General features: G+C 73.1%; 12 protein-coding genes. 7 read left to right on the top strand and 5 right to left on the bottom strand.

Features of this window, described 5'->3' with window-relative positions; genetic code table 11:
* The coding region (locus ABD120_RS00550) for a DNA glycosylase AlkZ-like family protein (RefSeq protein WP_343947612.1) at positions 1-415 on the bottom strand (415 nt) is incomplete at its 3' end.
* Positions 416-706: 291 nt separating this feature from the next.
* On the opposite strand from ABD120_RS00550, the gene ABD120_RS00545 reads away from it, so the two are divergent.
* The 7 genes from ABD120_RS00545 to ABD120_RS00515 are packed head-to-tail and all read left to right on the top strand — an operon-like array spanning position 707 to position 8927.
* Positions 707-2407: an ABC transporter ATP-binding protein gene (locus tag ABD120_RS00545; RefSeq protein WP_343947611.1), complete on the top strand. Its 1701-nt coding sequence runs from the start codon at positions 707-709 to the stop codon at positions 2405-2407.
* Complete coding sequence (locus ABD120_RS00540) at positions 2404-4134, top strand: ABC transporter ATP-binding protein (protein ID WP_343947609.1); 1731 nt, start codon at positions 2404-2406, stop codon at positions 4132-4134. The genes ABD120_RS00545 and ABD120_RS00540 overlap by 4 nt, the downstream gene beginning before the upstream one ends.
* A complete protein-coding gene (locus tag ABD120_RS00535; protein WP_343947608.1) occupies positions 4134-5165 on the top strand; it encodes an iron-siderophore ABC transporter substrate-binding protein in 1032 nt (343 codons plus the stop codon). The genes ABD120_RS00540 and ABD120_RS00535 overlap by 1 nt, the downstream gene beginning before the upstream one ends.
* Entirely contained in the window at positions 5162-6169 is a 1008-nt protein-coding gene (locus tag ABD120_RS00530; RefSeq protein WP_343947606.1) for a FecCD family ABC transporter permease, read from the top strand. Before ABD120_RS00535 ends, ABD120_RS00530 begins: the two co-directional genes overlap by 4 nt.
* Positions 6166-7215 (top strand): FecCD family ABC transporter permease, encoded by a 1050-nt coding sequence (locus tag ABD120_RS00525; RefSeq protein WP_343947605.1) that lies wholly within the window; start codon positions 6166-6168, stop codon positions 7213-7215. The genes ABD120_RS00530 and ABD120_RS00525 overlap by 4 nt, the downstream gene beginning before the upstream one ends.
* Before the next feature lie 3 nt (positions 7216-7218).
* Positions 7219-8037, top strand: a complete 819-nt coding sequence (locus ABD120_RS00520) for an ABC transporter ATP-binding protein (RefSeq protein WP_343947604.1) — start codon at positions 7219-7221, stop codon at positions 8035-8037.
* Positions 8034-8927, top strand: coding sequence for a siderophore-interacting protein (locus ABD120_RS00515; protein WP_343947603.1), 894 nt, complete (start codon positions 8034-8036; stop codon positions 8925-8927). The genes ABD120_RS00520 and ABD120_RS00515 overlap by 4 nt, the downstream gene beginning before the upstream one ends.
* 2 nt (positions 8928-8929) lie before the next feature.
* Here ABD120_RS00515 and ABD120_RS00510 read toward each other — a convergent pair whose 3' ends face one another.
* Genes ABD120_RS00510 through ABD120_RS00495 form a run of 4 tightly spaced genes read right to left on the bottom strand, consistent with a single transcriptional unit; the run spans position 8930 to position 14556 of the window.
* Positions 8930-10627, bottom strand: a complete 1698-nt coding sequence (locus ABD120_RS00510) for an ABC transporter family substrate-binding protein (protein ID WP_343947602.1) — start codon at positions 10625-10627, stop codon at positions 8930-8932.
* A gap of 19 nt (positions 10628-10646) precedes the next feature.
* Complete coding sequence (locus ABD120_RS00505) at positions 10647-12665, bottom strand: dipeptide ABC transporter ATP-binding protein (protein WP_343947601.1); 2019 nt, start codon at positions 12663-12665, stop codon at positions 10647-10649.
* Positions 12662-13573, bottom strand: a complete 912-nt coding sequence (locus ABD120_RS00500) for an ABC transporter permease (RefSeq protein ID WP_343947600.1) — start codon at positions 13571-13573, stop codon at positions 12662-12664. Before ABD120_RS00500 ends, ABD120_RS00505 begins: the two co-directional genes overlap by 4 nt.
* Positions 13570-14556 carry an ABC transporter permease gene (locus tag ABD120_RS00495; RefSeq protein WP_343947599.1) on the bottom strand — a complete coding sequence of 329 codons (987 nt, stop codon included), beginning with the start codon at positions 14554-14556 and terminating at the stop codon, positions 13570-13572. Before ABD120_RS00495 ends, ABD120_RS00500 begins: the two co-directional genes overlap by 4 nt.
* Positions 14557-14575: the final 19 nt, after the last annotated feature.

Genomic DNA, 14575 nt, shown 5'->3' with positions numbered 1-14575 from the left:
CGACGAGTTCGTCGCGGGTCAGCTGCCGGTCGCCGAGCGCCTTCGGGACGGCGTCGATGATCGACTCGATCTCCGCCGCCGTGACACCGTGGCCGCGATGCCACGAGCCCTTCTCCCAGAAGCGCTGGGTGGACAGCACCGCGCAGTAGTCGGCGAGCTGATCGCTCGGGACCAGGTGGAGGGTGCCGCGCATGATCCAGGTCTTCACGAGGGTACGGCGCCGCCAGAGCGCATCCTCGACGTCGGGGGCCGGGGTGCGCAGGGCCACCGCCAGGCGGGCCGAGGAGGCCACCTGGGACTGCACGCCGCACAGCCGCCGTGCCACGGCCACGGCGTCGGCGGCGTCCGGCTCCGACACGTGCTGCCTGCGCAAACGCCAGGCCAGGATCTGCGGCCATGTCAGCTCAACACTCATCTGCCCTTGTATACACCTGCATGTCGAAATCCTCACCGCCCGCCCCTTTCCCCGAACCGGGGCACCAGCAGGGCGAAGACCGGCAAGCCACAGGAGTGCCTGACGGCACCGCGATGAGTTGGGGGGAAATGTGGCGGTGTGGGGTGGTGGGACTGGACGGAATGAGGGAATGTTAGTTTAGGCTCGCCTTAGTTAGGTTCCCCTCAGTTGTACGGCCGGGCGGGCCGTCGGCATGCCTGCGTGTCCCCTCAGAACCCCTCCGTCCCCTCCCCCGCAATCGAAGGAGCGCCGGTGAAATCCGGGCGTGATGTACTGCTGCGCACCATCCGCACCCAACGGCGGCTCCTGGTCACCGGATCGGTGCTCACCTCCGGGCACCAGGCCGGCGAGGCACTCGTCCCCGTCCTCATCGGCGTCGCCATCGACCAGGGCGTGGCGGGTGCCGACTGGGGCCGGCTCGGCTGGTGGCTGCTGGTGCTCGCGCTCGTCTACGTCGGGCTGTCGCTGAGCTACCGTCACGGCGCCCGCGCGGGCGAGCGGGCCGCCCAGGAAGCCGCCCACGACCTGCGTCTCCAGGTCGTCGGCCGGGTCCTCCACCCGAGGGGCGGAGCCGACGCGGACCGGCTGCCCGGCGAACTGGCGAACATCGCCACCGAGGACGTCCGCCGCGTCGGCGCGGTCCTGGTGGCCGTGATGGCCGGCGCTGCCGCGCTGGCGGGGCTGGTCGTCGCCACGGTGGTGCTGCTGCGGATGTCCGTCCCGCTCGGCCTGATCGTCCTGGCCGGGGTGCCCGCGCTGCTGTGGCTCGGTCACGCGCTGAGCAAACCGCTGGAGCGCCGCAGCGAGGTCGAGCAGGAGCGGGCCGCCCACGCCTCGGGCATGGCGGCCGACCTGGTGGCGGGCCTGCGGGTGCTGAAGGGCATCGGCGCGGGGGCGGCGGCGGTGGCGCGCTACCGCCGTACCAGCCGGGACTCTCTGGAGGCGACGCTGCGGTCGGCGCGCGCCGAGGCGGTGCAGAACGGCGTGGTGCTGGCGCTGACGGGTGTGTTCGTCGCCCTGCTCGTCCTGGTCGGCGGCCGGTTCGCGGCGGACGGCACGATCACTCTGGGCCAGCTCGTGTCGCTGGTCGGGCTGGCGTTGTTCCTCCAGGGCCCGCTGCAGCTGTTCGCGTGGGTGAACGCCGAACTGGCCCAGGGGCGGGCGTCCGCCGCCCGCGTGGGCGTACTGCTGTCGGCGCCGCACGCGGTGCCCGGAGGCTCGCGCGCGCTGCCCGAGCGGGTCGAAGGTGCGCTACGGCTGCGCGCCGTCACCCACGGCGGACTGCGCGGGCTCGACCTCGACGTCGCGCCCGGCGAGTTCGTCGGCGTGGCCTCGGCGGACCCGGCCCAGGCCGAGGCGCTGCTGCGTTGCCTGGCCCGGCACGCGGACCCGGAGGAGGGCACGGTCGAACTCGACGGCCTGCCCCTTCGCGACCTCGACCCGGCCGGGCTGCGCGCGGCCGTACTGGTGGCCGAGCACGACGCGATCCTCTTCGAGGGGACCCTCCTCTCGAACGTCACCCCACCGGCTCCCCTGCGCGCCGGCCCGACGGTCGGCCCGACGGTCGGTGCGGCCATGGCGGCCGCCTCGGCCGACGAGGTCGCCGGCTCGCTCCCCCTGGGCGCCGACACGCCCGTGGGTGAGCGCGGCAACACGTTGTCCGGCGGGCAGCGGCAGCGGGTCGCGCTGGCGCGGGCGCTCGCGGCCGAGCGGCCGGTGCTGGTGCTGCACGATCCGACCACCGCCGTGGACGCCGTCACCGAGCAGCGCATCGCCGCCGGAATCAGGCGGCTGCGGCAGGGCCGTACCACGATCGTCGTGACCACCAGCCCGGCGCTGCTGGCCGTCGCCGACCGGGTGGTGCTCCTGGAACACGGCCGCGCGAGCGCCGCCGCGTCCCACGCCGACCTCCTGGAGCACAACCCGTCCTACCGCGCGGCGGTGCTGGCATGAGCGGGCGTGAGTTGCTGCCCACCGCCACCCCCGCGCGGACCAGGCGCGCCGTCTTGGAGGTCGTGCGCCCGCACCGCAGACTGGCGGCGGCGGGGTTCGCCCTGCTGGTGGCGGCCACCTCGGTGGGGCTGTTCACGCAGCCGCTGCTCGGCTGGGTCGTGGACCTGGTCGCGGGCCGCCGTCCGCCCGCCGAGCTCGCCGTACCGGTCGCCCTGCTGGCCCTGGTGGCCGTGACGCAGGGCGGGCTGACGGCCTGGGGGCTGGCACGGGTCGCGCGCCTCGGCGAGACCGCCCTCGCCGACCTGCGGGAACGTTTCGTCGAGCGGGTCCTCGCCCTGCCTCTGGAGCGGGTGGAGAAGGCCGGGTCCGGCGACCTGACCGCGCGGGTGACCGGGGACGTGACCCAGGTGGCGCAGGCGGTCCGCTCGGCGCTGCCCGCGCTGGCGCGCTCGCTGCTGACGATCGCGCTGACGCTGGTGGCGCTGGCGCTGCTGGACTGGCGTTTCCTGGTGGCGGCGCTGGTGGCCGTGCCGGTGCAGGTGCACACGGCCCGCTGGTACGTCCGCAACGCCGTACCCCTCTATGCGAAGCAGCGGGTGGCGACCGGCGACCAGCAGCAGCGGCTGCTCGACACGATCGGCGGGGCACGCACCGTGCGCGGCCTGCGCGCGGAGGACGAGCACACCGACCGGGTGACCGAGCGGTCGCGGGCGGCTGTCGAGCTGACCATGCGCGGAGTGCGGCTGGCACTGCGGTTCTACAGCCGCCTGCACCTGGCGGAGTACCTGGGACTCGCGGGCGTGCTCGCGGCAGGAGTGCTGCTGGTGCGCGACGGCTCGGCCAGCATCGGCACGGCGACGGCCGCCGCCCTGTACTTCCACAGTCTGTTCGGCCCGGTGAACACCGCGCTCGCGCTGCTGGACGACGCCCAGTCGGCGACGGCGAGCCTGTCACGCCTGGTGGGCGTGGCCGATCTGACGCCGCCGCAGGAGCGCGGGACGGGCGGCGCGGCCGAAGGGGTGCGCGTGCGCGGTCTGCACCACGCCTACGAGCCGGGCCGTCCGGTGCTGCACGACGTGGACCTGGACATCGAGCCGGGCGAGCGGGTGGCGCTGGTGGGCGCGAGCGGCGCGGGCAAGACCACACTGGCCAAGCTCGTCGCGGGCGTGCACCGGCCGACGGCGGGCGTGGTCGTGGCGGCCGACGGGGTCGCGATGGTGACGCAGGAGGTCCACGTCTTCGCCGGAGCGCTGGCCGATGACCTGCGCCTGGCCCGCCCCGAGGCCGAGGACGGCGAACTGCACGCGGCGCTGGCCACGGTGGACGCCCTGGACTGGGTGCGGGCACTGCCGGACGGCCTCGCCACGGTCGTCGGGGAGGGCGGCCACCGGCTGACGGGCGCCCAGCGGCAGCAGCTCGCGCTGGCCCGGCTGGTGCTGGCCGACCCGGCGGTGGCCGTACTCGACGAGGCGACGGCGGAGGCGGGCAGCTCCGGCGCCCGCGCGCTGGAGCGGGCGATCGAGCGGGCCCTCGACGGCAGGACCGCGCTGATCGTGGCGCACCGGCTCACCCAGGCGGCGAGCGCCGACCGCGTCGTCGTCATGGACGGCGGCCGCGTGGTCGAGCACGGCCCCCACGACCGGCTGCGGACGGCGGGTGGCGGTTACGCCGCCCACTGGGCCGCCTGGAACGACAAGAACGCCACCGAGACAGGCAAGGACAGCTGATGTTCCGTATCACCGCGGCGGCGGCCGCCCTCCTCCTGACGCTGACCGCGTGCGGCGGCGGAGCAGCCCCACAGCCCCAAGGCCAGGCCGCCGCTCCGGTGAACGCCGCCTTCCCTGTGACGATCAGCCACAAGTTCGGTCAGACCACGGTGAAGTCCGAGCCGCAGCGCATCCTCACCGTGGGCCTCACCGACCAGGACGCGGTCCTCGCGCTCGGCAAGGTGCCGGTCGCCACCACCGAGTGGTTCGGCGGCTTCCCCGGCGCGGTCGGCCCCTGGGCCAAGGACCGGCTCGGCTCGGCCGCCCTGCCGGTCGTGCTGAAGGACGCGGGCACGGGCCCGCCGGTCGAGAAGATCGCGGCGCTGCGGCCCGACCTGATCGTCGCCCTGTACGCGGGGCTGACGAAGGAGCAGTACGCCACGCTGTCGAAGTTCGCCCCGGTGCTCGCCCAGCCCGCCGGCTTCCGCGACTTCGGCATCCCGTGGCAGGAGCAGACGAAGCTCGTCGGCACGGCCCTCGGCAAGGCGGCCGAGGCCGACCGGCTCGTCACGGACGTGGCCGCGAAATTCGCACAGGCGCAGCGCGCCCACCCGGCCATCGTCGGCAAGAGCGCCGTCGTGGCTACGCCGTACGAGGGCTTCTTCGTGTACGGCTCGCAGGACCCGCGCTCGCGCACGCTGGCCTCGCTCGGCCTGAAGCTGCCCGCCGACCTCGACACGGTCATCGGCGACAAGTTCGGCGCGAGCATCAGCAAGGAGCGCGGCGACCTGCTCGACCAGGACGCGATCGTGTGGACCGTCCCCGACCCGGTCAAGGATCCCGCCAAGGTCCGCGCCGACGCCCTGTACAAGGACCTGAAGGTCGCAAAGGAGGCGAGGGACGTCTACCTGGGCGAGAACGACGAGTTCGGCGCCGCCTTCTCCCAGGTCACGGTGTTGAGCCTGCCGTACGTGATCGAGCGGCTGGCCCCGCGCCTGGCCGCCGCCGTGGACGGCGACCCGGCCACCGAGGTCGAGCAGAGCGCCTCGTGAGCCGCTGGCTGCCGCCCGCCGCCCTCGCCGTGCTGCTGCTGGCGCTGTGCGCGCTGTCGCTGGCGCTCGGCGCCCGGGCCGTGCCGCTCGGCCAGGTGCTCGACGCCCTGGGCGGCGCCGCGCCCGACGCCGGCGTCGGCAACGTGATCTGGTCGGTCCGGATCCCCCGTACGGCGGTGGCGGTACTCGCGGGCGCCGCGCTCGGCGTGGCGGGGGCGCTGATGCAGGCGCTGACCCGCAACCCGCTCGCCGACCCCGGCCTGCTCGGCGTGAGCGCGGGCGCCGCGTTCGGCATCGTGGTGGCGGTGGGCGTCCTCGGCGTCAGCGCCGTCCACGGCTACGTCTGGTTCGCCTTCGCGGGCGGCCTGGCCGCCAGCGTCGTGGTGTACACGCTGGGCAGGCTCGGCCGCTCGGGGCTCACGCCGGTGAAGCTGGCGCTGGCCGGGGTGGCGGTGACCGCGCTGCTGTCGTCCCTCACCAGCGCGGTGGTGCTGACCAGCCCGGAGACGCTGAACCGCTACCGGTTCTGGTCGGCGGGCTCGCTGGCCGACCAGTCCGGCGACGGGGTGGTGCGGCTGCTGCCGTTCGTCGTCGTGGGCGCGCTGCTCGCGCTCGCGTGCGGGCCCGCGCTGAACAGCCTGGCGCTCGGCGAGGACGTCGCGGCCTCGCTCGGCCGCCGACTCGGCCTGGTCCGGCTGCAGGGGGTGCTGGCGATCACGCTGCTGACCGGCGCGGCCGTCGCGGCGATCGGCCCGGTCGTCTTCCTCGGCCTGGTCGTCCCCCACCTGGCCAGGATGCTGGCCCAGCGGGCGGGCATCGGGCCGGACCAGCGATGGCTGCTGCCGATGTCGGCGCTGCTGGCGCCGTGCGTGCTGCTCGCGGCCGACGTGCTCGGCCGGGTGCTGGTGCGCCCTGCGGAGATCCAGGCGGGTGTGCTGATGGCCTTCGTCGGCGGCCCCTTCTTCGTGATGATGGTCCGCCGCCGCAGGTTGGCCGAGCTATGAGCCTGACCGCCACCAGGCACTTCCGCCTGGCCGCGCCGCCCGTCTCCGGGACGCTGCGGCTGCGCCTGGTCGCCACCGGCGCCGGTGCGGGCGCGCTGGCGTTCCTGCTGGGCTGCCTCGGCCTCGCGGCCGGAGAGTTCCCGATCGGGCTCGGCGAGGTCGCGGCGGCGCTGGTCGGCGCGGGCGACCCGGGCACGGTCGTGGTGGTCCAGGAGCTGCGGCTGCCGCGCGTGGCCACCGGGCTGCTCGTGGGCGTCGCCTTCGGCCTGTCCGGCGCGCTGTTCCAGACGATGACGCGCAACCCGCTGGCCAGCCCCGACATGATCGGCCTCACCCAGGGCGCCGGCACGGCGGTGGTGGCCGCCATCGTGCTCGGCTGGGACGGCGGGCTCGGCACCCAGTTGGTCGGGCTGCTCGGCGCGCTGGTGACGGCGCTGCTCGTGTACGTCCTGGCCTGGCGGCGCGGCACCACCGGCTACCGGATCGTCCTCGTCGGCATCGGCCTGTCGTGGATGTGCACCAGCGCCACCGACTACCTGCTCGCGCACGGCGGTCAGTTCCAGGCGCAGGCGGCGCTCGGCTGGCTGGTCGGCAACCTCAACGGGCGGGGGTGGGCGGGGACCGTACCGCTGATGGGGGCGATGCTCGTGCTCGTGCCCGCCGCGCTGCTGCTCGGCCGGCTGTGCCGCACACTGCAACTCGGCGACGACGTCGCCGCCGGGCTCGGCACCCCCGTCCAGCGCGTACGGCTCGGCCTGCTGCTGACCGGCGTCGGCCTGGTCGCCTTCGGTACGGCTGCGGCCGGTCCGATCGCCTTCGTGGCGCTGGCCGCGCCGCAGATCGCCCAGCGGCTCGCGGGCACCGCCTGGCCGCCGCCGCTGGTGTCGGGGCTGACCGGCGGGCTGGTCGTGCTCGGCGCCGACCTGCCGGCCCGCGTCCTGATCCCCGGCGGAGAGCTGCCGGTCGGGATCGTCACCGGCGTGCTCGGCGCGCCGGTGCTGCTCTGGCTGCTCGTCCGCGTCAACCGCGCCGGTTCAGGAGGCTGACCCATGACCACACCCGACCTGCGCGCCGACGGCCTCAGTCTCGCCTACGACGGCGAGCCGATCGTGCGCGACCTCGACCTGGTCGTGCCGCCCGGCCGCATCACCGCGATCGTCGGTGCGAACGCCTGCGGCAAGTCCACGCTGCTGCGCGCGCTGGCCCGCCTGCTGGGGCCCAGGCACGGCGCGGTCCGCCTGGACGGCAGGGCGCTGCAGTCGATCCCGACCAGGGAACTGGCCCAGCGGCTCGGCATCCTGCCGCAGACGCCGGTCGCGCCGGAGGGCCTGACCGTGCTCGACCTGGTCAACCGGGGCCGCTCGCCGCACCAGACGTGGTGGCGGCAGTGGTCGACGGCCGACGAGCGGGCGGTGCGCGCCGCCCTGGCCGCCACCGGGATCGCGGAGCTGGCCGACCGCCCGGTGGACGAGCTGTCCGGCGGGCAGCGCCAGCGCGCCTGGATCGCGATGGCCGTCGCGCAGGAGACCGCCGTGCTGCTGCTGGACGAGCCGACCACCTACCTCGACCTGGCCCACCAGATCGACGTGCTCGACCTGGTCGTGGACCTCAACAGGAACGAGGGCCGCACGATCGTCATGGTCCTGCACGACCTCAACCAGGCCTGCCGGTACGCCGACCACATGGTGGCGCTGAAGGACGGCCGGATCGCCGCCGAGGGCGCACCGGCCGACGTCGTCACCGCCGAGACCGTGCAGGACGTCTTCGGCCTGCGCTGCCGGGTCGCCCTCGACCCCGTCAGCGAGACCCCGATGGTCATACCGATGGGACGCCACCACAGCGGCGTCCCCGTGAGGAGTTCTTCGTGATCGCACCTTTCCGCACATTCGACGTCCAGGTGAGGGGGCTGGCGCGACTCAGCCCGTCGTTCGCCCGTGTGACGTTCGCCGGCGAGGACCTGCGCCATTTCGCGGACAACGGCTTCGACCAGCGCATCAAGGTGGTCCTGCCGATCCCGGCGCACGGCGTGTCCGGATTCCCGCGCGGCGCCGACTGGTTCGCGGCCTGGCGCGGCCAGCCGGAGGAGGTGCGCAACCCGCTGCGCACCTACACCGTGCGGGCGGTGCGGGCCGAACGCGGCGAGGTGGACGTGGACTTCGTCCTCCACGGCGACGGCGGCCCGGCCGCCCAGTGGATCAACCGGGTCGAACCGGGCGGCGAGGCGGTGCTGTTCGGCCCCGACTCCCGCTTCGACGGGGTCCACGGCGGCCTGGAGTTCCGGCCGCCCGCCGACTGCGGGACCGTGCTGCTGGCCGGTGACGAGACCGCGACCCCCGCGATCCTCACCATCCTGTCGCAGTTGCCCGACGGGTTCGCCGGGGAGGCGCTGCTGGAGGTGCCGCACGCGGGCGACGTGCTGCCCGTGAAGGCGCCCGCCGGGGTGAAGGTGAGCTGGCTGGCCCGCGAGGGCGCCGCATGGGGCGGCCTGCTGGTGCCCGCCGTCCAGGACGCCGCCGAGCGGGTGCTGCCCCGCCGGACGACGGGCGGCGACCTGGAGGACGTGGACGTCGACACGACCGAGTTGTGGGAGGTGCCGGAGGAGACGCTGCCGTCCGGCTCCGTCTACGCCTGGCTGGCCGGTGAGGCCGCGGTGATCAGGACGTTGCGGCGGCACCTGGTGGCCGAGCGCGGCATGGACCGCCGCGCCGTGGCCTTCATGGGCTACTGGCGGCTCGGCCGGGCCGAGCGAGCCGAGTAGGGTCAGCCGGTGAAGCCGATGTCCTCGTAGCGCAGGTCGTAGAAGCCGCGCGCGCCCACGTTGGCCAGCGACCGGGCGACGGCCACGTTCTGCGGGCGCTGGTAGAGCGGCAGCACGTTGACTTCCTTCCAGATGAGGGCGTCGGCGGCGTTGGTGTCGGCGCGGACGGCGGCCGGGTCGAGCGACTGGGCCGCCCGCGACATCGCCTGGTCGATCTCCGGCGAGCCGCTGCGCCCGAAGTTGGCGTTCCACGTCTTGCCGCCGTCGGGCGAGTCGACGTAGACGCCGTAGCTGCTGGACAGCGGGAACGGGGTGCCGATGTAGGAGAACGGCGTCATGTCGAAGTTGCCGGGGATGACGTACTTGGTGAAGAAGTCGTCGCTCGGCACCGCCTGAAGGGTGAGCTGCACCCCGATCTGGGCGAGCATGCTCTGCACCAGTTCGCCCTCCGACTTGCTGAGCTGTACGCCGGTCGGCACCACGAAGCGCAGGCTGAGCGGTTTGCCGTCCTTCTGGCGTACGGCGCCGCTGAGCCGCCACCCGGCGGCGTCGAGAAGCTGCTTGGCCTTCTCCGGGTTGTAGACGCCGAGCACGCCGGCGTTGTCCTGGTAGCCCTCCTGGGTGTTCATGAAGAAGTGGTTGTTGAGCAGCGTGGAGGGCCAGTCGAGACCCTGGAGGTCGGACTGCGCGATGGCCTGCCTGTTGATGCCGAGCTGGATCGCCTGCCGGACGGCGGGGTCCTTCAGCGGGCCGGTGGAGCCGTTGAAGGTGAGGTGCCGGAAGTCGGGGCCGGCCGCCTGCCGTACCTGGGCGTCCTTGGTGGCCTTGGCACGCGCGTAGTCGGGCGCGGACGGACCGATGTCGGTGATGTCGAGTTCGCCGTTGCCGAACGCGCCGATGAGGGAGTCCTGCTCGGAGGCCCGGTAGATGATCTGGTCGAGCTTGGCCCGGTCGCCCCACCACTTGTCGTCGCGGACCAGCGTGATCGTCTTGGCGGTCTGGTCGAAGCCCTTGAACCGGAAGGGGCCCGCCGTCACCGGGATGCGGTTCAGCCAGGCGTTGTTGAACTGCTGCGGGTTTGCGTTGGTCGAGCGGGGCAGCAGCGGGCCGAACAGCGACTTCCACTCGCCGAACGGCCTGCTGAAGGTGACCACGACCTCGTAGTCGTCCTTGCCCTTGGCGACCTTCTCGATGTCCTGGTAACCGGTGGCGGACACGATCCGGTAGGCGTTGTCGCGGCCGTTGAGCGCCTTCCACTGGGCCGCGTAGTCGGCCCAGGTGACCGGCTCACCGTCCGACCATCTGGCCTTGGGGTTGAGCGTGTAGGTGATGACCTGTTTGGGGTCGGTGGAGGTGACCTCGGCCTGCGCGACGTAGTCCGGATTGACCCGGACCTCCGCGTTCTCGTTGGAGATGAAGGCCGACGGCAGCAACGCGTTGCTGACCTGGGCGGCCACCGCGAGGTTGCCGTCGACGTGGTTGCGGTTCCACTGCGAGGGGAATTCGTTGATGCCCCAGCGCAGGGTGCCGCCGTCCTTGACGCGCTCGCGCGGCTGGAGGTTGATGTCGAAGGCTTTGACCGACGTGCCGGTGTCCGGGCCGCTCACGCCGCCGCTGCCGCCTCCGCCCTTGCTCGCGCACCCGGAAAGGGCGAGCGCGCCTGTCAGGGCGGCCGCCATGGCCAGTCGTGCTGCCTTCATGCGCGCACTCCTCGTGGATCTAGACGACTTCGAGCTTGTCTGCGTAGTGGCAGGCCACGCCGTGGTCGCGGCCGAAGGGCCGGACGTCCGGCTCAAGGTCCGCGCACCGGCGCCGCTCCTGCTGCGACAGCCCCCTGAACACGGGGCAGCGGGTGCGGAAGCGGCAGCCGGACGGCGGGTCGGCGGGGCTCGGCAGGTCGCCGTCGAGCAGGATGCGCCGCCGGGTCCGCTCCTGCGCGGGGTCGGGCAGCGGGATCGCCGACAACAGGGCCCGGGTGTAGGGATGCATGGGGGTGTCGTAGACGGCGTCGACGTGGCCGATCTCGGCGATGCGCCCGAGGTACATGACCGCCACCCGGTCGGCGATGTAGCGGACCACGGCGAGGTCGTGGGCGACGAACAGGTAGGACAGTCCGAGCCGCTGCTTGAGCGAGCCCAGCAGGTTGATCACTCCGGCCTGGATGGAGACGTCGAGGGCGGAGACGGGCTCGTCGAGCACGAGCAGCCGGGGTTCGAGGGCGAGCGCGCGGGCGATGCCGATGCGCTGGCGCTGGCCGCCGGAGAAGTCCTGCGGGTAGCGGGCGGCGTGGGAGGGGTCGAGGCCGACGAGCGTGAGGAGTTCGCCCACGCGGCGCGCGGCGCGGCGGCGCCGGTGGGTGCGCAGCGGCTCAAGGAGGATGTCGTGGACGGTCATCCTCGGGTCGAGCGAGGCCAGCGGGTCCTGGAAGACGACCTGGAGGTCGCGCCTGATGGCCATGCGGTCCCCGCCGCCGAGCCCGGCCGTGTCGCGGCCGAGGACGACGATGCGGCCGCTCTGCGGCCGCACCAGCTCCAGGATCTCCATGAGGGTGGTGGTCTTGCCGCAGCCGGACTCGCCGACCAGGCCCAGGGTCTCGCCCTCGCGGACGTCGAAGCTGACGCCCGCGACCGCGTGGACGGTGCCGACCCGGCGTTTGAAGACCGAGCCGCGCATCAGCGGATACTCCTTGACGAGCCGGTCGACCCGCAGCACCACCTCGCGGCCCGTCCTCGGCTCCAGCACGAACGCCGCCGCGGACGCCGCGGGCGGAGGCGCGGCGGTGACCTCGGCCCAGCGGATGCAGGCGGCCTCGTGGCCGGGCGCCACCTCGGTCAGCGCCGGTTCCGCGCCCCTGCACTCGGGCAGCGCCAGCGGACAGCGCGGCTCGAACGGGCAGCCCGGCGGCAGCGCGGACGGCGACGGCGGCGCCCCCTCGATCGGCACCAGCGGCCTGCGTTCGCCCTGGTCGAGGCGTGGGATGGAGTTGAGCAGCCCCACCGTGTACGGCATGCGCGGCCGGTAGTAGATGTCGTCGACCGCGCCGACCTCGACGGGCCGGCCCGCGTACATGACCAGCACGCGGTCGGCGAACCCGGCCACCACCCCCAGATCGTGGGTGATCATGACGATGGCGGCGCCGGTCTCCCGCTGGGCGGTCTTCAGCACCTCCAGCACCTGGGCCTGGATGGTCACGTCGAGCGCGGTGGTCGGCTCGTCGCAGATGATCACGTCGGGGTCGTTGGCGATCGCCATGGCGATGACGGCGCGCTGGCGCATGCCGCCGGAGAACTCGTGGGGGAAGGCCAGCGCGCGCTCGGCCGGGTGGGGGATGCCGACCAGGTCGAGCAGTTCGACGGCCCTGACCATGGCCTGCTCCCTGCTCACCCGCTGGTGTACGCGCACGGCCTCGGCGATCTGGTCGCCGACCCGGTAGACGGGGGTGAGCGCGGACAGCGGGTCCTGGAACACCATGGAGACGGTCTTGCCGCGCAGGGCGGTCAGTTCCTTCTCACGGGCGCCGATCAGCTCCTTGCCGTGCAGCCGGACCGAGCCGGTGACGCGGGCACCGGGCGGCAGCAGGCCCATGACGGCTGCGGAGGTGACCGACTTGCCGGAGCCGGACTCGCCGACGATGCCCAGGACCTCGCCGGGCCGTACGGCGTAGCTGACTCCCCGCACCGCCCGCACGTCGCCGAAGGAGACGCACAGGTCGCGCACTTCGAGCACGGGTTCGGTCATCGGCGCCTGCCCCGGTGGGCGGCGGCGGGGTCGAAGGCGTCGCGCAGCGCGTCGCCGACCAGGTTGACGGCGAGCACGGTGACCACCAGCAGGACGGCGACGAACCAGAACGTCCAGGGCGCGTAGGTGGCGGTGCCCGCGCCGTCGGCGATGAGGGTGCCGAAGGACACGTCGGGCGGCTGGATGCCGAAGCCGAAGTACGACAGCGAGGTCTCGGTGAGGATGGCGGCGCTGACGTTGAGGGTGGCGTCGACGATGAGCAGCGACGACAGATTGGGGAGCACGTGGCGGAAGATGATGCGCGCGGGCGGCACGCCCATGAACCTGGCCGCCTGGATGAACTCGCGCTGCTTCAGCGACACCGTCATCCCCCGGACGATCTTGGAGGTGACCATCCACAGGAACAGCGCCAGCATGACCACGAACAGCGGCCACTGCCCGGTGCCGAACAGCGGCGACATGATGGCGAGGATGAGGAAGGCGGGCAGCACCAGCAGCAGGTCGGTGAACCAGCTCAGCGCGCGGTCGGTCCAGCCGAGGAAGTATCCGGCGAAGGCGCCGATCAGGGCGGCCAGCGCGGTGGACAGCAGCGCGGCCAGCAGTCCGACGATCAGCGACTTCTGCATGCCGCGCAGGGTGACGGCGTAGACGTCGGCGCCGGTCTGCAGGGTGCCGAACCAGTGCTGCGGCGAGGGCGGCTGCAGGAAGGCGGTGAAGTCCTTGTCGGTGTAGGTCCACGGGCTGAACAGCGGCCCGACGAAGGCCAGCAGGAACATCAGCGCCAGTACGGCGAAGCCCACCAGCCCCTGCGGCGTACGGAAGAAGCGGCGGGCGACCGTGCGCAGCCGCGACGGCGGCCGTGCGGGGACGGTCAGTTCCTCGGCGAGTTCCTCCTCCTGCAGGCTCATCCGGCTCGCACCCGGGGGTCGAGGGCGGCGTGCATGAGGTCGGCGGCCAGCGAGGCCAGCAGGATCGCGACGGCGGCGAGGAAGGCGATGGCGGCCACCGTGTTGACGTCGTTGGTGAAGATCGAGTTGATGAGCTGCTCGCCGAGCCCGTGCCAGCCGAAGATCTTCTCGGTGAAGGTGGCGCCGGTCAGCAGCGTGCCGAAGGTGAAGGCGAAGTAGGTGACGACGGGCACGAGCGCGGTGCGCAGCGCGTGCCTGGTCAGCGCGGCCCGCCTGCTCAGCCCCTTGGCCCGCGCGGTGCGGATGAAGTCGGCGTCGAGCACGTCGAGCATCATGTTGCGCTGGTAGCGGCTGAAGGTCGCGATGAGGGCGAGCGACAGCGAGATCGTCGGCAGGATGAGGTGCTGGAGGCGGTCGAGCAGGCTGCCCCAGAACCCGGCCTGCAGGCCCACGGAGTACTCGCCGCTGACGAGGAAGAGCTTGAAGCCGAACACGTTGTCGTTGGCCCAGGTGCCGACGATGATCAGCATGGTGGCCAGCACGACGACGGGGATGGCGAGCACCACGAAGGACAGGGCGGAGCTCAGCCGGTCGAACCAGCCGTACTGCTTGACCGCGGCGTAGGCGCCGACGATCACGCCGACCAGGCTGCCGCAGATCAGGCCCAGCATGACGAGCCGGAAGGTGACGCCGATGCGCCGCTGGATGTCGTCGTTGACGGAGGCGCCCGTGACGCTTCTGCCGAAGTCGCCGTGCAGGACTCCGGCGGCCCAGGTGGCATACCTCTGGATGAGCGGGGTCTTGTCGTTGAGGTTGAGCGCGCTGAGCTGGGCGTCGACGACGGCGGGCGGCGGGGGCGGGGTGCGGTCGGCGTAGTTGGAGCGGGGGTCGAGCGCGACGGCGGCGAGCATATAGGCGAGGCTCGACGCGACGGCGACGAGCACCACGTAGTTGAGCACCCTGCGCACCAGGAAACCCGCCATCGACCCCTCCCCTCCGTAG

This window comes from Nonomuraea longicatena, from assembly GCF_039525605.1.
GTDB lineage: Bacteria > Actinomycetota > Actinomycetes > Streptosporangiales > Streptosporangiaceae > Nonomuraea > Nonomuraea longicatena.
Note: the sequence above shows the minus strand (reverse complement) of the source record. Positions and strands in the feature narration are given on the sequence as shown.